At 61.2% G+C, this 16,540-nt stretch carries 19 protein-coding genes; 7 read left to right on the forward strand and 12 right to left on the reverse strand.

Going from position 1 to position 16,540, the window contains the following annotated elements:
• Positions 1 to 20: 20 nt before the first annotated feature.
• The gene (locus tag VFU66_RS09210; protein ID WP_326445946.1) at positions 21 to 776 is read right to left on the reverse strand and encodes a flagellar hook-basal body protein; all 756 of its coding nucleotides are present in this window, start codon (positions 774 to 776) and stop codon (positions 21 to 23) included.
• Between the two features lie 238 nt (positions 777 to 1,014).
• Here VFU66_RS09210 and VFU66_RS09215 point away from each other — a divergent pair, with 238 nt between their 5' ends.
• A complete protein-coding gene (locus VFU66_RS09215) occupies positions 1,015 to 1,395 on the forward strand; it encodes a response regulator (protein WP_326445965.1) in 381 nt (126 codons plus the stop codon).
• 71 nt (positions 1,396 to 1,466) lie between these two features.
• Here VFU66_RS09215 and VFU66_RS09220 read toward each other — a convergent pair whose 3' ends face one another.
• The 7 genes from VFU66_RS09220 to VFU66_RS09250 form a co-directional block, all read right to left on the reverse strand.
• The gene (locus VFU66_RS09220) at positions 1,467 to 2,429 is read right to left on the reverse strand and encodes a hypothetical protein (RefSeq protein WP_326445947.1); all 963 of its coding nucleotides are present in this window, start codon (positions 2,427 to 2,429) and stop codon (positions 1,467 to 1,469) included.
• A 138-nt stretch (positions 2,430 to 2,567) separates the two neighbouring features.
• Positions 2,568 to 3,482: a glutamate formimidoyltransferase gene (ftcD, locus tag VFU66_RS09225; protein ID WP_326445948.1), complete on the reverse strand. Its 915-nt coding sequence runs from the start codon at positions 3,480 to 3,482 to the stop codon at positions 2,568 to 2,570.
• The gene (locus VFU66_RS09230; protein WP_326445949.1) at positions 3,479 to 4,228 is read right to left on the reverse strand and encodes an acyloxyacyl hydrolase; all 750 of its coding nucleotides are present in this window, start codon (positions 4,226 to 4,228) and stop codon (positions 3,479 to 3,481) included. The genes ftcD and VFU66_RS09230 overlap by 4 nt, the downstream gene beginning before the upstream one ends.
• Positions 4,229 to 4,313: 85 nt before the next feature.
• Positions 4,314 to 5,063 carry a YebC/PmpR family DNA-binding transcriptional regulator gene (locus tag VFU66_RS09235; protein ID WP_326445950.1) on the reverse strand — a complete coding sequence of 250 codons (750 nt, stop codon included), beginning with the start codon at positions 5,061 to 5,063 and terminating at the stop codon, positions 4,314 to 4,316.
• A 110-nt stretch (positions 5,064 to 5,173) separates the two neighbouring features.
• Entirely contained in the window at positions 5,174 to 6,472 is a 1,299-nt protein-coding gene (gene lysA / locus VFU66_RS09240; RefSeq protein ID WP_326445951.1) for a diaminopimelate decarboxylase, read from the reverse strand.
• A gap of 2 nt (positions 6,473 to 6,474) precedes the next feature.
• A complete protein-coding gene (locus tag VFU66_RS09245) occupies positions 6,475 to 6,786 on the reverse strand; it encodes a PspC domain-containing protein (protein WP_326445952.1) in 312 nt (103 codons plus the stop codon).
• Positions 6,787 to 6,864: 78 nt separating this feature from the next.
• A complete protein-coding gene (locus tag VFU66_RS09250; RefSeq protein WP_326445953.1) occupies positions 6,865 to 8,100 on the reverse strand; it encodes a tetratricopeptide repeat protein in 1,236 nt (411 codons plus the stop codon).
• A 149-nt stretch (positions 8,101 to 8,249) separates the two neighbouring features.
• Between VFU66_RS09250 and VFU66_RS09255 the strand changes: the two genes are divergently transcribed.
• The gene (locus VFU66_RS09255; RefSeq protein ID WP_326445954.1) at positions 8,250 to 8,705 is read left to right on the forward strand and encodes a hypothetical protein; all 456 of its coding nucleotides are present in this window, start codon (positions 8,250 to 8,252) and stop codon (positions 8,703 to 8,705) included.
• Here the strand turns inward: VFU66_RS09255 and VFU66_RS09260 are convergent.
• Both VFU66_RS09260 and VFU66_RS09265 read right to left on the reverse strand, forming a co-directional pair.
• Positions 8,702 to 9,229, reverse strand: a complete 528-nt coding sequence (locus VFU66_RS09260; RefSeq protein ID WP_326445955.1) for a DinB family protein — start codon at positions 9,227 to 9,229, stop codon at positions 8,702 to 8,704. The two genes, VFU66_RS09255 and VFU66_RS09260, sit on opposite strands and share 4 nt — an antisense overlap.
• Positions 9,230 to 9,284: 55 nt before the next feature.
• Complete coding sequence (locus tag VFU66_RS09265) at positions 9,285 to 10,058, reverse strand: tetratricopeptide repeat protein (RefSeq protein WP_326445956.1); 774 nt, start codon at positions 10,056 to 10,058, stop codon at positions 9,285 to 9,287.
• A 51-nt stretch (positions 10,059 to 10,109) separates the two neighbouring features.
• Here VFU66_RS09265 and VFU66_RS09270 point away from each other — a divergent pair, with 51 nt between their 5' ends.
• From VFU66_RS09270 to recR, 4 genes are all read left to right on the forward strand, one after another.
• Positions 10,110 to 10,586: an SET domain-containing protein gene (locus VFU66_RS09270; RefSeq protein WP_326445957.1), complete on the forward strand. Its 477-nt coding sequence runs from the start codon at positions 10,110 to 10,112 to the stop codon at positions 10,584 to 10,586.
• A 63-nt stretch (positions 10,587 to 10,649) separates the two neighbouring features.
• Entirely contained in the window at positions 10,650 to 12,524 is a 1,875-nt protein-coding gene (dnaX, locus tag VFU66_RS09275; protein WP_326445958.1) for a DNA polymerase III subunit gamma/tau, read from the forward strand.
• Positions 12,525 to 12,536: 12 nt separating this feature from the next.
• Positions 12,537 to 12,869 carry a YbaB/EbfC family nucleoid-associated protein gene (locus VFU66_RS09280; RefSeq protein ID WP_326445959.1) on the forward strand — a complete coding sequence of 111 codons (333 nt, stop codon included), beginning with the start codon at positions 12,537 to 12,539 and terminating at the stop codon, positions 12,867 to 12,869.
• A 23-nt stretch (positions 12,870 to 12,892) separates the two neighbouring features.
• Positions 12,893 to 13,471, forward strand: a complete 579-nt coding sequence (gene recR, locus VFU66_RS09285; RefSeq protein ID WP_326445960.1) for a recombination mediator RecR — start codon at positions 12,893 to 12,895, stop codon at positions 13,469 to 13,471.
• Here recR and gpmI read toward each other — a convergent pair.
• Entirely contained in the window at positions 13,468 to 15,099 is a 1,632-nt protein-coding gene (gene gpmI, locus VFU66_RS09290; protein ID WP_326445961.1) for a 2,3-bisphosphoglycerate-independent phosphoglycerate mutase, read from the reverse strand. The two genes, recR and gpmI, sit on opposite strands and share 4 nt — an antisense overlap.
• Before the next feature lie 32 nt (positions 15,100 to 15,131).
• Here gpmI and VFU66_RS09295 point away from each other — a divergent pair, with 32 nt between their 5' ends.
• The gene (locus VFU66_RS09295; protein ID WP_326445962.1) at positions 15,132 to 16,313 is read left to right on the forward strand and encodes an acyltransferase family protein; all 1,182 of its coding nucleotides are present in this window, start codon (positions 15,132 to 15,134) and stop codon (positions 16,311 to 16,313) included.
• Positions 16,314 to 16,402: 89 nt separating this feature from the next.
• On the opposite strand, the gene VFU66_RS09300 is transcribed toward VFU66_RS09295, so the two are convergent.
• A complete protein-coding gene (locus tag VFU66_RS09300; RefSeq protein WP_524536964.1) occupies positions 16,403 to 16,528 on the reverse strand; it encodes a hypothetical protein in 126 nt (41 codons plus the stop codon).
• Positions 16,529 to 16,540 lie beyond the last annotated feature (12 nt).

Consider the following 16,540-nt stretch of genomic DNA (forward strand, 5'->3'; position numbering starts at 1 on the left):
AATCCACTACGCTGCATGCATTACACGCGCGGCAGGTCTTCCGTTGCCGCCTTGTCAAAGTCGTTATCGAAGACCCTCAGCGCGCGCTGCATCATCTCGGCCTGACGCTCCACCAGCACCATCTGCATCGTTCCTTGAATTGCGCTCTCATTCGAGTTCTCAAGCGCGCCCTGCTGGACCGTGGCTGCTCCGGCGATGGGCTTCGTCCCATTCGCGTTGAATGTGTTCGTCCCCTCTGCGGTCAATGCGGTCTCGTCTGCAAAGTCGAAGACGCCCACCTGCCCGGCAATCGCACTCCCATCCTGAGTTGAGACAGAGACAGTCCCGTCCGCGCTCACGTGAATGGTTCCGGTTGGAATTGTGATTGGCTGCATCTTTACGTCCAGCACAGGCTCGCCCATGCTGGTCTCTAAAACCCCAGCCGGGGAGCGCGTAAACCCGCCATCCCGTGTGTAGCGAATGCCATTCGCTGTCTGGATCGCAAAGAACCCTGAGCCCTGTAAGGCAAGGTCCAGCGGGTTGCCGGTCGTCTCCATCTGCCCCTGAGAGAAATCCAGCCGGTCGCCGCCCAGCACGCCGAAGCCGTTCACCGCCTGGCCCACCTGCGAAGCCGTCGTCAGGTCCTGGTCGATCCCTCCGGCCAGCACGCCGCGAAAGTAGTCCCGCTGCGCGCGAAAACCGCTTGTCCCCGCATTGGCTAAATTGTTAGCTGCGGTGTCCAGCGCCTGTGTGCGCGAGAGCAACCCTGTATATGCCGCATAGAGTCCGCTATCCATGCACAGGTCTCATGCATTTGCATGGCCGAACGTTGCGCGCTCCGGTTAGAAGCCGCTAACACGCTGCATGGTCATTCCACAGCGAAGCGAGGAATCCTGCTTTTATCCGCGCTATCCGTGCAATCCGTGGTCGCCTTGCCAACCTTCCACGTTCCGCAGCCTCTCAAGCTCCACACCCATCCTGCCGATACTGAGCACAGACCAGTTGTACTTACCGGGAGGACGGGTTTTGCGAGCTTTGATTATTGACGATTCAGCCGTAATGCGAAAGGTGATTGAGAGGGCGCTGCACCAGGCCGGCTTGGAGATCACCGAGATACTCCAGGCATCCAACGGCGAGGAGGCGCTCCAGGCTCTGCGCAGCGACAGCGGCAACGCCAACCCGCTCGCCCTCATTCTGAGCGACATCAACATGCCCGTCATGGACGGTCTGCAATTCCTCGAACAGCGGCGCAAGGAGAACCTCGCGCAAGGCGTCCCTGTGGTGATGATCACCACCGAAGGCAGCGAACCCTTCGTCCTGCGCGCTATCGCCAACGGCGCGCAAGGCTACATCTGCAAACCCTTCACCGCCGAACAAGTCAAAGCCCGAGTGCTCCCCCTGCTGCGCGCGGCCTGATGCTCGGCAATAAAAACCCGCCCTCATCTTCCCCAGATGAGGGCGGGTTTGATCGACTCCAATCTACCGGCCTACCGAACCACAGACTGAAACAGCGGCGACGTCAACAGACTCGCAAACTGGCTGTCCGACGACGAGTAATCCACCGTCAGCGTGCCTGCATTCGAGTCAATCGTCGTCTGGTCCAGTGCCGTCTTCTCCAGCGGCGAACCCGAGGTCTTTCTCATCAGCGCCACGCCCTTCATCAACGTCGCGGCAGTCGCGGCAGTCAGCGTGTCCGACATCACCACGGCCATGTCAAACTTCACGCCATTGGAAAAATCCATCGTGTAGCGCGAACTCTTCATGCGATTGCGCACCGTATCGTAGTCTGCCAGTTGCGCCGCATCGCCCAGCACACTCCGCATCATCGTCTGAGTTCCCTTCGCGTCCAGCAGGCTCCAAACCGCCTTCTGGTCCACAGCGCCCATGTCGTTCACCATGTCGCTGTTGTCGAGAAAATTCTGCGACAGGCCATCGCGCGCATCGAGCGCAGCCTTGATCGCTCCCCGATCGCCGAACACCATCGTCGTCTGATTCAGAAATACGACGCTCATGCCCGCCGCACCCATCGGATAGACGCTGTTATTGCGCAGCATCACCGGCTTGGTCTTGTTCTTGGCAAAGTGGGCCATAATCGAGCTGGTCTGGAACTGCCCCTGCGCAATACCCACAATCTTCGTGCCCTTAGACTGGGGATCATTGAACGCTGCGAAGGCGAGCACGTCGGCATCCTGATCCACCTTCAGCCCCGAGCTCTTCAGCGCCGTCTCCAGCCGCTTCAGTTCGGGCGGCAGCACGCGGTCCTTCAGATCCATCGCCGCACTCGAGTTCTGCATCGCGCGATAGTCCACCACGATCAGCTGCTGCACGTCCTTGGGGATCGCCGCCTTGGCGTCGCTTGAAAGCTGCGCCGCGCGGGCCATCGTCGGTGTCATGCTCAGCCCGGCGAGCAGCAAGGCCATCGTGAAGAAATTCCGTTTTGTTCCAGTCATACGTTACCTTCTGTTCCTCTGGGGCGGCGAAAACCGCGCACCTGGGAGCTATTCTTTCGTGAAATTAGACTCTCTCGCAAGAGTGAACGGGGGTAGCCATCTTGGGTCCGGCCTGCCACTTCTGTTGCAGATTGCCGCCTACGGCCAGTCAATCGGGGAGTTCAACCTCCGCTCCAGCACCTTGCTCTCCGGGTCGAAGTCAGTTATTTGACGTACCCACTCCGAATCCGGCTCATAGGCATCCTCAGGAATCAGGCCAATCAGCTCGGCATCCTCGATCAACACCCCATGCCGCTGCGCCAGATGGCTGACCGTCGCATAGACCTGCCGCATTGGCGTAACGCGAAAGTCCGTGATATTCATACTCACCTGCGCCCGTCCGTTGGCCAGCACACCAATCGCCTTCACCCCATGCAGCCCACCGTTCGAGGCGCGAATGTCCCGCGCAATCGCCCGCGCCGCCGAAATCTCCGGCTGGTGCAGATGCACATTGTAGGCAATCAGAAAGCTGCGCGCTCCCACGGCGCTTGCTCCAGCCGTGTCATGCAGTTCCGGGCCGCCCACATCAGGACGCCGGGCCGCATCCTTGCGCACCGCCTCGCGCAGTCCTTCGAACTGGCCCCGGCGCACGTCCTCAAGCTGCACTCGGTCCGGCCGCGCCGCCGCCGCTCCATAAAAATAAACCGGCACGCCGAAGCGCCGCCAGATCTGCAATCCCGCCTGCCGCGCCAGCACCGCGCATTCCGCCAGCGAAGCCCCGCTCACCGGAATAAACGGCACCACGTCCGCCGCGCCAATCCGGGGATGCACCCCGCTCTGACCGGTCAGGTCAACCAACTCCGCAGCCTTACCCGCCCCGCGCACAGCCGACTCCACCACCGCCGCGCCCGGACCCGCAATCGTCACCACCGAGCGGTTATGCGCCGCGTCCAGCGACCAGTCCAGCAGCCGCACCTCGTCCACCCGCATGGCGGCAACAATCTGCCGCACCTTCGCCAGGTCCTTGCCCTCGGAAAAATTCGGGACGCATTCAATAATGGCTTCGTTCTTCATCTCCACCACGTATACCCGACGGAAAACTGTACGCTCGCGTTGATGCCGGGATTCTTGTCCCCCAGCGACGAACTCGAAATATGGACCGCATTCGCGCCAAAGTCAATCGACCGCCGAGGATTGATAAAGTAGTGCGCGCCCACGCCGAACTGCGGCGTAAAGTTCCATACGCTCGTGTCCGAGTTCACTCCGTCGTTATTTAAATTGTAGGGCGGGCCGCCGAAGGCCGGGTATTTGTGGTTCGTCCAAATCATCCCGCCGCCTCCCTGCACCCACGGCGAAATCCGCCGCGTCCCCACAAAGTTCCAGCGCAACAGAGTCGGCGTAATTGAAATCCCGGTAAACGTGCCGCCCACTGTATACGGCGCGCTACAAGTCACGCCAGATGCCCCGCCCGGTCTGCACATCTCCCGGCTGAACTTCGGTGAATACGACTGCCAGAACGGAAAGACCTCCACGGCGTACTCGAAGTTTCCCCGCAACGGTCCCGGCCCAAAATCCCCCGTCAACACCTTCCCGGCATGAACGCCCGCCATCAGAAACTTGAAGTCGTTCCGGTTCTCCGTCACGCCGAATCCGCTCTGCACCAGCACCCCAAACTCAAACGGCACGTGCGCAGAAGCCGTATGAAGTGGGTTGGAGATCTCGGCTGAAGCAGGCGCCTGCGCAACCGCAAACCCGGTAGCTGCCAGCAGAATTACGACCCAGCCTATAGCCCTCTTCAGGCATCGCGCGCTTTTCGTCACTCGGTCAATCTCCGTTTCAGAAAACAGTTTGCAGAAGAAAGGCCGCCGGTGAAAGGCGGCCTCCCGTTACAACCTGGCTCTCCGCCTAACCCGCATTCGCTACTGCCGCCTCATCAAAATCGAAGTTCGAGTAGACATTTTGCGTGTCGTCCAGATCTTCAAGCGCCTCCAGCAACCGCATCATCGCGTTAGCCTGCGTGCCTTCGAGCTTCGTGTAGGTCGAGGCAATCTTCGTCACCTCGGCCGTCTCCGGCTCAATCTTCGCCTTCTTCAGCGCCTCAGTCACAGCCTCGAAGTCCTTAGGATCCGTGAGCACTTCCCAGCTTTCGCCCTCATCGCTCAGGTCTTCAGCGCCCGCATCGAGAACAATCTCGGTCAGCTTGTCTTCAGACGCCGCCGACTTCGCCAGCGTAATCACGCCCTTCTTGGTGAACATCCACGAGACCGCGCCTTCCGCGCCCAGGTTCCCGCCGTTCTTGCTGAAGGCATGGCGAATCTCGCTCACCGCGCGGTTCTTGTTGTCAGTCAACACTTCGACGATGATCGCCACTCCGCCCGGACCATAGCCTTCGTAGGTAATCTCCTCGTAGGAGACGCCTTCCAGCTCGCCCGTGCCGCGCTGAATCGCGCGCTTGATGTTGTCGGCGGGCATGTTCTCCGCTTTGGCCGCCGCAATCGCGGTCCTCAGACGCGGGTTCCCATCCGGATCGCCGCCTCCGCCGGTCTTTGCCGCAATCGTAATTTCCTTAATCAGCCGAGTGAAGATCTTGCCACGTTTTGCGTCAAGCGCGCCCTTCTTATGCTTGATTGTGGCCCATTTTGAATGGCCGGACATGCGCTACCCCTGTCGTATCTTGATTTTGCAATTTTGATTTTGCTGCGGGCCTCGTTAGGTCAAAAGCCCGTCCGCCCTTGCGATTCTAGCATGACACAGCTGCGTTACGCTCAAGGCAGAAGCTCCGGCTCAAGCATCTCACGCACCGTCTCACGCCGCCGAATCAGGGTAGACTTCGCGCCGTCTACCAGCACCTCCGCCGGACGCCCGCGCGTGTTGTAGTTCGACGCCAGACTCATCCCGTAGGCTCCCGCGTCCAGCACGGCAACCAGGTCGCCAGGCCGCACCGCTACCATCTCCCGATCGCGCGCAAAGAAGTCGCCCGACTCGCACACTGGCCCCACCACATCCACCTTCGCCGCCCGGCCCCACGCCTGCCGCACCGGAACAATCTCGTGGTGCGCATGATAAAGCGATGGACGAATCAGATCGTTCATCCCCGCATCCGTCACCACAAACGTCTTCGCGCCGTTCTTCTTCACATAGAGCACCCGCGTCACCAGCGCACCAGCCTGCGCCACAATAAATCGCCCCGGCTCCAGCAACAGATGCGCCTTCTCCCTGCCCAGCCCCTCCGTCAGCGCCGCGGCGTATCGCTCGACCTGGTGCTCGGGGTCAAAGTCACCCGCGCCGTAGTCAATCCCCAACCCGCCGCCCGCATCCACATAGCGAATATCGTGCCCGTCAAGTCGCAACTCAGCAATCAACGCCGTCACCCGCCCGAGAGCCGCAGCAAAGGGGTCCACCTTGCGAATCTGCGAGCCGATGTGGACGCTCACGCCAGCCGCCTCCAGCCACTTCGAGTTCGCGGCCTTCTTATAAATCGCGCGCGCTTTTTTGATGTCGATGCCGAACTTATGTTCGCTCAACCCGGTCGAAATATACGGATGAGTCTCCGCAAACACATCGGGATTCACCCGCAGCGCAAACCGCGCCCGCCTGCCCAGCACTTTCGCGCGCGCGGCCAGCACATCCAGCTCCGCCTCAGACTCCACGTTGAACAGCAGAATCCCAGCCCTCAGCGCCGCGTCAATCTCCCAGACCTGCTTGCCCACACCCGAAAAGACCACCCGCTTCAGCGCCGCCGCGCTCGCCCTGCGCACACGCTCCAGCTCCCCACCCGAGACAATATCGAACCCCGCCCCTTGCCGCGCCAGCAGCCGCATCAAAGCCAGCGACGAGTTCGCCTTCACGGCATAGCACACCGTATGCGGGCGCTCCCTGAACGCCGAAGCAAACATCTGAAATCGCCGCAAAATCTGCTCGGCCGAATACACATACAGCGGCGTCCCATACTTCTCCGCCAGCGAGGCCACCCCCACGCCATCGCAATGGAGCACACCCCGGCGGTACACAAAAGGACGCGCCCCAGACTGAACTACTTTTTTTCCAGACAGTGTTTTCGACAAGATCAGACGCTCTTTACCGGCAGCCCAAAGGGCGCTTCAGGGATAATCACCCACGCAGCAATGTAAGCCACCACGCCCGCGCCCGCGCTCAGCACCATAATCACCGCCGTGATGACTCGCACCAGGCTCAGGTCCCACCCATAGTGCAGCGCAAACCCTGCGCACACGCCGCCAATCATCCGGTTCTCACGCGGACGCACCAGTTGTCCGGTGCGCGCCGCGGCTGCGGGCGGAACTGAATTGACCGTCGCTCCGCACCCGGTGCAGAAGCGCGAGGTCGGGTCCAACTGCTTTCCACAACGGCTACAGAACATGGCAGACTCCGGGAAACTGCTCCTATTTTGCCATAGCGCCCGCCTTCAAGGCAGAACAAAGTATCTATCTCCAACCGCTCATTTCCCAACATAGGGAGACTTCAGATACCGCCGTGCCGCGTCCGCCGCCGACTGGTCTCCGCCCGCCGCCGCAGCCAGCTCATACTGCTTCACCGCCGCCGCGCGCTCGTGCAGCAGGTCGAACACCTGTCCGGCGCTCAGTTGCGCCCGCTTCCGCAGCCAGTCGCTCGACCCGGGATACGCTGCCGCCTTCAAGTAGTTCTCAGCCGCCTCAGCCAGCTCATTCTGCCCACGCTGCGTGTCCGCCAGGCCAAAGTACGCCATCTGCAATCTCGGCTCGACGAAGTAACCCGGCGTTAGCCCCTTGGCGATCACCTTCTTGTATAGCGCAATCGCCTCCGGCCCATTGCCCTCGTCCTTCGTCAGATTGGCCAGCTCCAGATTGAACAGATAGTCGCGCGGATACTCTTCCACCAGTCCGCGCTCCACCACAATCGCCTCCGGATACCTGCCATCATGCCGCAGAAAAAGCGCCAGCGCCGTCCGCGACTCGACCCTCGTCACAATCCCATGCGCCGCGGACTCCCGCAGCAGTGCCAACCCCTTCTCCTTGCTGCCCGTCACGCCTGCGATGCCGATCATCATCCGCAGCAATCTCGGCAGGCTGGCCACGGCAAACTGCTGAATGCCAATCGCCATCTTCGCGTCCGCGTAATCCGGGTCGATCTTCAGCACCTCTTCGCTGTCGCTGCGCGAGGCAAACCCCTGCCGCGCCGCTGCGACAAAGCTGTGATCAGCCAGCGTGATAAACGCCGCATGCATTCCCCGCGCATAGCCGCGCGCAAACCACGCATTCGCATTGTTCGGATTGGCCTTGATCTGCTTGTCGCAGAGATCAATCGCCTCATCCGTCAGCGACTCAATCCGTTCGCGCGCCGCCTCAGGAATATCCACCTCGCGCTTCGAGGTCAGAAAGCTGTTATGCGCATAGTAGGTCGTGTCCAGCAGGTCCTGACGATAAAGCTCGCGAAAGATCAGCGACATCTGCACATAGTCGATGGCGATCGCGCTGTCCGGATGCGCCCTCTGAATCGCCTCGAACTCTCTCAGCGCACCGTCGTAGTCCATTACATAGAACCGCTCATGCGCCGCTCGCACCTCCGGCGTCAGGTTGATCGGGTCCGTATGCGTCACCTGGCCAGTGCCCGCCGCGCCGAATGCGCAACCGCACGCCAGCACATAGATCAGCACAATGCTCCATCGCCTTTGCGCAATCGCTTTGATCCCGTTCAACAATCTTCCTTCCATCCGCATTCAGTTCGCTGTTCCCGTCTTCGCATCCATGTTGTTGGATGCCGCTCACCGTAAACTATAACGGACTCTCCTGCCCCGCCCCTGATACACTCTCATCCAGCCCGGACACTCATGATGGAGCGACATCGATGACACGGCTCGAGCTTCTTCAACTACTCGTGGGACAGGCCCGCGCCAACGGGTTCGAGTTCCGCAAATGGTACGTCGGCAAACTCGGCTTGCCCTGGCCCGGCAATCGTCAGGCCATCGAGCTACTCTCGACCGAACGGCGCTACTACGCCCTCATCTTCTCTCACGAATTCGCCACTGCCTTCTGGAAAGCGGGCGAGGAGATGGTCTTCCAGGTCCCCACTCAATCCTTCACCCGAAAAATGGCCGACGGCACCATCGGCATCGTCTACCGCAAGGGATACACCCGCCGCCGCACCCGCGAAGACGTCTGGCTCTATCACCTCAAGGAACTCGCAATCTCCGAAGAGCCGCTCCGCTATCTGCGCCGCTTCCTCCGTGTCGCCGACGAACTCACCGAAGATCCGCCCGCAACCGTATCGGAACCCGACTCCGAGGAACTCGACGACAACTAAACCCCGTGTGCCTTTCTGATGGCGAGAATCTGCCGCGCATGGTGCTCGCCATGAATCAGGTGAAACCGCCGCCACCCGGCAATGCTCAACGGCCCCAGCACATGATGGCTGGCGCAGCGTACCGCGCCAAACTCCTTCTCCGCCTCATTGCACAGTTCGTGCAGCCGCAGCAGTTGTTCCCGAACGGCGTGCGCCAACTCATCCCCCGAGCGCGGCGCGGCAATCTCCGCCGGAGGCGTCACCATCGCCGGCGCCTTGCGTCCGCGCGGGAAATACCCCAACCGGATCACCGTATATTGGCTGAACCGCTGCAACATGCGCGGCTTCGACTTTGTCGGCCTGTGCTTCTCCAGACGCGCCGCAATCGTCGCCTCCGTCGAGGAGTACGTCAACAGCAGGTGCTCGACAATCTGCTGGATGCTCCATCGGCCCTTGCGCTTGACGGGCCGTAACTGCGTCTGCGCCGCATCGAGCCCATGCAGCGAGTAGGCGATCGCGTGTTGAAGCTCACCAAGGTCGGTCATAGGGACACCCCAACGTTACACTCTGACGGCCTCAACCCCGAATCTTTTTGCAAATCTACCGCAACCCGTCGAGCGCCCTTTTCACGGCTTTCGTCCGGTCGCCGTCCGGGTCCATCTTCAGGTACGCCTTGTACTCTGCAATGGCCTCGTCCTTCTTCTTCATCTTCTGCAACACCTGCCCCAGCATATAGTGCGTCTCCGAGTAGTCCGGCTCAACCCGCACAGCATCCTTCGCCCTCAGGTACGCCCCTGGCAGGTCGCCTGAGTCCAGATAAAACTGCGCGACCCGCAAGTCCTCATCCACACGCTCATCCGGCGTCTGCACCTTCCTGGGCTTCGGCGGATGCCGCATCGTCGAAGGCAGCGGAGCATTTGGATCGTACCCGTCGTCATCGCTGCTGCTTGAACTGCTCGAGCTGCTGGAACCGGAATCTGCCCCAGCCGCAGGTTCGCCCGGAAACGGATGCTGCGATGCTGCCGAAGGCTTCGGTGCGCTGGGAGCCGGAGCATTCGCCGCAGGCGCGTCCGGCTGGCTGGCCTCGCCCGGGAACGGAAACCGATCCGAAGCCGAACGATGGTCGTCCGACTGGGCACACGGCTTCGCCGCCGTCGGGCCTGCCCCGTCCGTTGCACTCTTATCCGCAGCAGTCGTCGCCGCCGGACAAGGTGCATCCGCCGGCTTCGTTGCAGGCGGACTCTGCGCCCAGCAAAACGCTGTAAGACCACCGGTGGCCAGCAGCAGGCGAATTGTTCTCCCCAACCTCATCGCTTCCAGAATATCCGTCCAGGGTTGGACTCCCTCAGGCGTCCGTTTGTTATAGATTGTCATTCAGGGGCTTGCTCAGCAAGACCCTACCCCCTCATCGGATGGACTGTTTCTGTGGTTGATGGCCTGATTATCCGCTCCTCTTCGATCCACGCCGCCGGCTGCTATACCACGCGGCCCTTTAAAAAAGGAATGCGCGTCTGCGAGTACGCCGGCCCGCGCTTCACCAAGGCCGAAGCCGACGCCCGCTACCAGGGCCGCGACATCACCTACCTCTTCAGTTGCGGAGACGACGGCTTCGTCATCGACGGCTTCGGCACCGCCATGTTCATCAACCACTCCTGCAGCCCCAACTGCGAGACCACCGACATCAACGGCCGCATCTTCGTCGTCGCCGTGCGCGACATCGCAGCCGGTGAAGAGCTGACCTACGAGTACAACCTGCACGACAGCGACGAAAGCGACGCCGACTGCTACTGCGGTGCGCCCGTCTGCCGTGGCACCATGTTCAGCCAGGATGAAGTCGAACGCCGCAGAAAAAGGGCCGCCCGCCAGGCCCGCCGACTCACCGGCCCCGGCGCGGAAAACTGACCCACGAGCGAACGATACAATAGCCTTGCGGCGTTCTTATTTGATGGATCGCCGTCGTCTCTTATGGCATATCAGGTCTTAGCTCGCAAATACCGGCCGCAGCGATTCGCCGACGTCGTCGGACAGGATCACGTGACCGTCACGCTGATGAACGCCCTGCGCCAGGGCCGCATCGCGCACGGCTACATCTTCAGCGGCCATCGCGGCATCGGCAAGACGACCATCGCGCGCATCCTCGCCATGGCGCTCAACTGCCGCAACGCCATCGGCTCCGAGCTTCGCCCCACGCCCGAACCCTGCGAGGTCTGCGAAAGCTGCACCGAAATCCGAGCAGGCAATGCGGTCGATGTCATCGAGATCGACGCCGCCACCAACCGCGGCATCGACGAGATCCGCGAGCTGCGCGACGCTGCCCGCTACCGCCCTGCGCGCGACAAGTACAAAATCTACATCCTCGACGAGGCGCACCAGATCACCGACGCCGCCTTCAACGCCCTGCTCAAGACGCTCGAAGAGCCGCCCGACCACATCGTCTTCATGATGGCGACCACGCAGCCCGAAGACATTCCGCAGACCGTGCGCTCCCGCTGCCAGCACTTCAGCTTTCACGCCGTCAAACTGGCCGACATCCTCAACGAGCTGCGCGGCATCGCCGAGCGCGAAGGCGTCATCGCCGACGACACCGCGCTCAGCCTGCTGGCCGAAGCAGGCGACGGCTCCATGCGCGACGCACTCTCCATCATGGATCAGGCCATCGCCAGCGCGCCGCTCGAAGACGGTAAACCGCGCCTCGACGCCTCGCAGGTGCGCGATCTCATGGGCACGGTCCCCAATGCCGTCTTTGAAAAAATCCTCGAAGCCGTCGATGGCAACCGCAGCGCCGAAGTCATCACCGTCGCCAATCAGTTGCTCGACGCAGGAAACTCTCCCGCCCAACTCGCCCGTCAGTGCGTGCGCTATCTGCGCAACTGCCTCGTCGCAAAGATCGCCGAAGGCAGCGGCGCCGCAACCGAGCTGCTGCAAATCTCCGCTGACGAACAGCGCCGCGCCGCCCGCTCCGCCGCACTCTTCAGCGAAGAAGAGCTGACCCGCTTCCTTCAGGTCATGCTCCGAACCTTCGACGAACTCGGCTACCGCCAGGAGCAGCGCTTCCACTTTGAACTCGGCCTCTTGAAGCTCGTCCACCTGCGCCGCCTGCTGCCTGTCGAAGAACTCCTCAGCCAGTTCCCAACCGCCGCAGGCGCGGCCATCAAGCCTACTGGCGGTAGCGCAGCAACCTCCTCACCCAAACCGGCTCCCCGGTCAGTCGAACCGCCTACGCAACCCATCAGCACAAAACCAGCCTTCTCTCCCTTCGAGCAAAGCCGGAAACGGTTTGAGGATGCGCCGCCTGCGCCGGTCGCCACGCCCTCTCCTATACCCATACCCAAAGCCCCACTTGTAGCAGCACCAGATTCCGCCACGCTGGAATCAGTAGCGGCCGCCGCACAGGACGCCTCACCAACTCTCGCCACACCGCCAGAGACCCCGGCTGCTCAGCCTGACGCCTCGGCCGAATTACTCCAGAAAGCCGCTGTTGAAGCACTCGCCGGAGCCAAAGGCCAGGACACCGCATCCGACGCACTCGACGACGCCGAATGGACCATCGAGAACGGCGAGCTTCGCGTGCAAACGGCAATCTCGAAGACAATGCTCTCGATGGTCATTAATCCGGAGGCCGAGAAGATCGTCCGCGCCGCGCTGCGCACAGCCGGAGCAGGATCGCTCAAGCTCGTGCTGCTTCCCGGCACAGCCAACACTGCGGCGCCTAAGAAGCCAAAGGCGGCCAAGACAGGCAGCGTCCAGGCCAAAGCATTGGAACATCCCATCGTGCAGCAGGCACAGTCGTTGTTCCATGCCGAGATTCGCAGCGTCATCGACCTGCGCGACAATGATTAGCGTGAGGAACGAATGAACTTTTCTGATCTTGCCAAGATGAAAGACATGCTCGGGCAGGCCAAACAGATGCAGGAGCAGATGGAGCGCAAGCTCGCCGAGACCGTCGTCGAGGCATCGACCGGCGGCGGCGTTGTCACCGTCCGCATGAACGGCAAAAAAGAAGTGCTCCGCATCACCATCGAGCCCACGGCGATGGGCAGCGCAGGCGGCGACCTCGAACTGCTCGAAGACCTCATCGCCGCTGCATTCAACGAGGCCGGTCGCCGCGTGGACGACACCATCAAGGCCAGCATGTCCGGCATGATGGGCGGCCTCGGACTTCCCGACCTGCCGGGGTTAAGCTAGTGGCCGACCGTTTCGCCGGACCCATGGCGCGCCTGATCGACGAGTTGCGCAAGCTCCCGGGCGTCGGCACGCGCAGTGCGCAGCGGCTCGCATTTCACGTCCTTCGCGCCTCGGCCGAAGACGCCGAGGCACTCGCCTCCGCCATCCGCGAGCTGAAGCAGCACCTGCGGCTCTGCTCCATCTGCAACAACATCACCGACGTCGATCCCTGCACCTACTGCACCAGCGCCGTGCGCAACCAGCGCCTCGTCTGCGTCGTCGAAGAGCCGACCAATATCGCCGCCATCGAAAAGACCCGCAGCTACACTGGCGTCTATCACGTGCTGCACGGAACGCTCTCGCCCATCGGCGGCGTCGGCCCCGAACAGTTACGCCTCGCCAACCTGTTCACGCGTCTGGCCGAGGTCGATGAAGTCATCCTCGCAACCTCGCCCACCACCGAAGGCGAAGCCACCGCAGGCTACATCGCACACGAGCTGCACAAGTCCAAACCCAACCTGAAGGTGACGCGGATCGCCACAGGCGTCCCCGCAGGCAGCGACATCGAGTACGCGGACGAAGTCACCATGTCACGCGCCCTCGAAGGCCGCCGTGAATTTTAGCGCGACTGCTCCACTCTCAGGTTCCCGCCAGTCATGTCCTTCGGCTTACCAAGTTGGAGCAGGTCCAGCACCGTCGGCGAAATATCACGCAGACTTCCGCCATCGCGCAAGCCCACTTTCTTGCCGTCTTCCGTAATCAGAATGAACGGCACCGGATTGGTCGTATGCGCCGTATGCGGGCCGCCGGTTGCCGGATCGATCAGCATCTCGGCGTTGCCATGGTCAGCCGTCACCAGCAACGATCCGCCGCGCTGTTTGATCGCTTGATAGATGCGCCCAAGCTGCGTATCCACCACCTCCACGCCGCGAATCGTCGGCTCCAGCTTGCCGGAGTGACCGACCATGTCAGCATTGGCAAAGTTGACGATGATCACATCAAACGCCGTGTCGCCGACAGCCTTGACGACCGCATCTCCAATCCCCGCCGCCGACATCTCCGGCGCAAGATCATACGTCGCCACCTTCTGCGAAGGAACCAGCACGCGATCTTCACCGGCAAACGGCTTCTCGATGCCTCCATTGAAGAAGTACGTAACGTGCGCGTACTTCTCCGTCTCGGCCACGCGCAGGTTGCGCAGATTGGCCTGCGCCATCAGGTTGGCGAGCAGGTTGTCCATGCTCTCCGGCGGAATGACCACAGGGACGGTGAACGTCTTGTCGTACTGCGTCATGGCGACGTAGTGCAAATCGCGTGGCACAAGATTGCGCGGAATCGCCTCGTCCAGTTCAGCGGCCTTCGGCAGATGCTGTCCCGCGTCAGGCGCAAAACCGGAGTTGCGTCCCAGAACGCGCGTAATCTGGCGTGCACGATCGGCACGATAGTTGAAATTAATCACCACGTCGCGGTCGCGGATCAGACCAACCGGCTTGCCATCCGTGGGGTTGATGCAAGTAAACGGGGGCATGAACTCGTCCGTAGTTCCGTTGTTGTATAGCTCGCGGAGCCGCTCTGCCGGGCTGCCATACGTACCGCCCTCCGGGTGCCCCGTCACCAGCGCGTCAAAGGCCTGGCGCTCCTTCTCCCAGCGCAGATCGCGGTCCATCGCGTAATACCGTCCGCTGACGCTGGCAATCACTCCAACGCCGTACTCATGGAACTTGCGATGAAGCTCCTCAATGTATCCCAGACCGCTGGTAGGCATCGTGTCGCGTCCATCCATGAAGGCGTGAACGTATACGCGCGTCAGCTTGCGCTGCGCCGCCATGCGCAGCAATGCATATAAATGTCTCTGGTGCGAATGCACTCCACCGTCCGACAGCAGCCCAATCAGGTGCAGCGCGCGCGCATCCTGCGCTGCCAGTTCATACGCGCGAACCACCGTCGGGTCGCTGAAGAAGCTGCCGTCTTCAATCGCCGCATCGATGCGCGTCATATCCATGCGCACAATGCGCCCTGCGCCCAGATTCAGGTGGCCAACCTCAGAGTTGCCCATCTGCCCATCAGGCAGGCCGACAAAATGTTCGCTAGCGCGAAGCAGCGTATTCGGATAATCGGCAAGCAGCTTGTCGTAGACGGGCTTGCGGGCAAGAGCGATGGCGTTGCCGTTGGTTTCGGCGCGATAACCCCATCCGTCAAGGATGGTGAGCACCACTGGGCGGCGAGATGCGTGTGATGAATTTGAGGGCATATCTAATGTTATAAATGAAGCACCCTGAACTTATGCTCATCGATAAGATACGGCGAATCACGCGGGACGGGCGATGGATTCCCGAAATCGACGGCCTGCGGTTTATCGCCATCTCTTCGGTATTCCTCTTTCACCTCGCAGGAGAACTGGCACATCGGTCGGGCCGACCTATCCCAATCGAGCCGAAATACCACGCATTGTTCTGGGCCATCGGCAACGGAGATCGCGGCGTCCTTCTGTTCTTCGTCATCAGCGGCATGATCCTTGCCCTGCCCTTTGCACGACACCATCTGCTTCAGGCAAAAGACGTGTCACTGCGCAAATACTACATGCGGCGCGTCACCAGACTCGAGCCGCCGTACATGCTTTCCATGGCGCTCTTCGTCGTCATGCTCCTGGTCTATCAGCATGGACGACTCGACTCCGGCTTCACAGGACACATAGCGGCGAGCTTCTTCTACCTGCATAACATCGTGTACGGCGTCATGAGCCCGATCAACCCGGTCACGTGGAGCCTCGAAGTCGAGATACAGTTCTACCTGCTCGCCCCGCTCTTCATGTTGATCTTCCGGTTCAGGCGGCGGCTTGCCCGGCGCATCTCTATCGCCTGCTCCATCCTGGCCATTGGCCTGGCGCAATCTCCGTTCAGCCACGTCCCGCGTATCGAACTGAGCATTTTGTTCTCGGTGCAATATTTCCTCGCCGGCCTTCTTCTTGCTGACATCTTCGTGCTCGACCTTCCGCATATGCGGACCACGTGGCTGTGGGACATCGCCGGATTTGCGGCGCTCATCTATATGTACGGCACGGGCCATGACGTCTACGCCGCGCATGTTCTTCTGCCGTTCGTCTTCTTTGTGCTCTGCCTGGCGGCAATGCGCAGCGTTCTGTTGCGGAAGTTTGTCTCCAACCCATGGATCGCCGTCATCGGCGGTATGTGCTATTCCATCTATCTGTTGCACTTTGCCCTGATGGCCGTCTTCTTCAAAGCGACGAGAAGGCTGATCGTCGTCCGCTATGACTTCCTGGCAAACTATGCAATTCAACTCGTCGCCATGGGAATTCCAATCCTGCTGTGCTCGATCCTGTATTACAAGTTCATCGAGCGGCCCTGCATGGACCCGGACTGGCCATCCAAACTGTGGCACACCTTGACCGGCCGTCGTGGTGAAGAGGTCGAATTGCTCGACGCCAGCGGTATCTCCGAATCCTGATACCGATGCTGATGCCTCACAAGCCTGCCCGCAAAAACAACGGCGGGCGAAAGCTCTGCGCTCTCGCCCGCCCATCTGCTGTTCTCCCGCTACTGCCCGAAGTTGACCGACTCAATTCCCAGAAACTGCGCCGCCTGCCCCAACTCTTCTTCAATCCGAAGTAGCTGGTTGTACTTGGCGATGCGGTCCGTGCGACTGGCCGATCCTGTCTTGATCTGTCCTGCGCC

Origin of the sequence: Edaphobacter sp. (assembly GCF_035763405.1) — a bacterium.
GTDB lineage: Bacteria > Acidobacteriota > Terriglobia > Terriglobales > Acidobacteriaceae > Edaphobacter.

What these genes read in the sequence shown, in the direction of transcription:
- recR (WP_326445960.1), top strand. Translation starts at nt 12,893, where the DNA reads ATGGCGCGCCTGATCGACGAGTTGCGCAAGCTCCCGGGCGTCGGCACG.
- VFU66_RS09295 (WP_326445962.1), top strand. Translation starts at nt 15,132, where the DNA reads ATGCTCATCGATAAGATACGGCGAATCACGCGGGACGGGCGATGGATT.
- VFU66_RS09245 (WP_326445952.1), bottom strand. Translation starts at nt 6,786, where the DNA reads ATGTTCTGTAGCCGTTGTGGAAAGCAGTTGGACCCGACCTCGCGCTTC.
- VFU66_RS09210 (WP_326445946.1), bottom strand. Translation starts at nt 776, where the DNA reads ATGGATAGCGGACTCTATGCGGCATATACAGGGTTGCTCTCGCGCACA.
- VFU66_RS09220 (WP_326445947.1), bottom strand. Translation starts at nt 2,429, where the DNA reads ATGACTGGAACAAAACGGAATTTCTTCACGATGGCCTTGCTGCTCGCC.
- ftcD (WP_326445948.1), bottom strand. Translation starts at nt 3,482, where the DNA reads ATGAAGAACGAAGCCATTATTGAATGCGTCCCGAATTTTTCCGAGGGC.
- VFU66_RS09235 (WP_326445950.1), bottom strand. Translation starts at nt 5,063, where the DNA reads ATGTCCGGCCATTCAAAATGGGCCACAATCAAGCATAAGAAGGGCGCG.
- dnaX (WP_326445958.1), top strand. Translation starts at nt 10,650, where the DNA reads ATGGCATATCAGGTCTTAGCTCGCAAATACCGGCCGCAGCGATTCGCC.
- VFU66_RS09260 (WP_326445955.1), bottom strand. Translation starts at nt 9,229, where the DNA reads ATGACCGACCTTGGTGAGCTTCAACACGCGATCGCCTACTCGCTGCAT.
- VFU66_RS09255 (WP_326445954.1), top strand. Translation starts at nt 8,250, where the DNA reads ATGACACGGCTCGAGCTTCTTCAACTACTCGTGGGACAGGCCCGCGCC.
- gpmI (WP_326445961.1), bottom strand. Translation starts at nt 15,099, where the DNA reads ATGCCCTCAAATTCATCACACGCATCTCGCCGCCCAGTGGTGCTCACC.
- VFU66_RS09280 (WP_326445959.1), top strand. Translation starts at nt 12,537, where the DNA reads ATGAACTTTTCTGATCTTGCCAAGATGAAAGACATGCTCGGGCAGGCC.
- VFU66_RS09265 (WP_326445956.1), bottom strand. Translation starts at nt 10,058, where the DNA reads ATGACAATCTATAACAAACGGACGCCTGAGGGAGTCCAACCCTGGACG.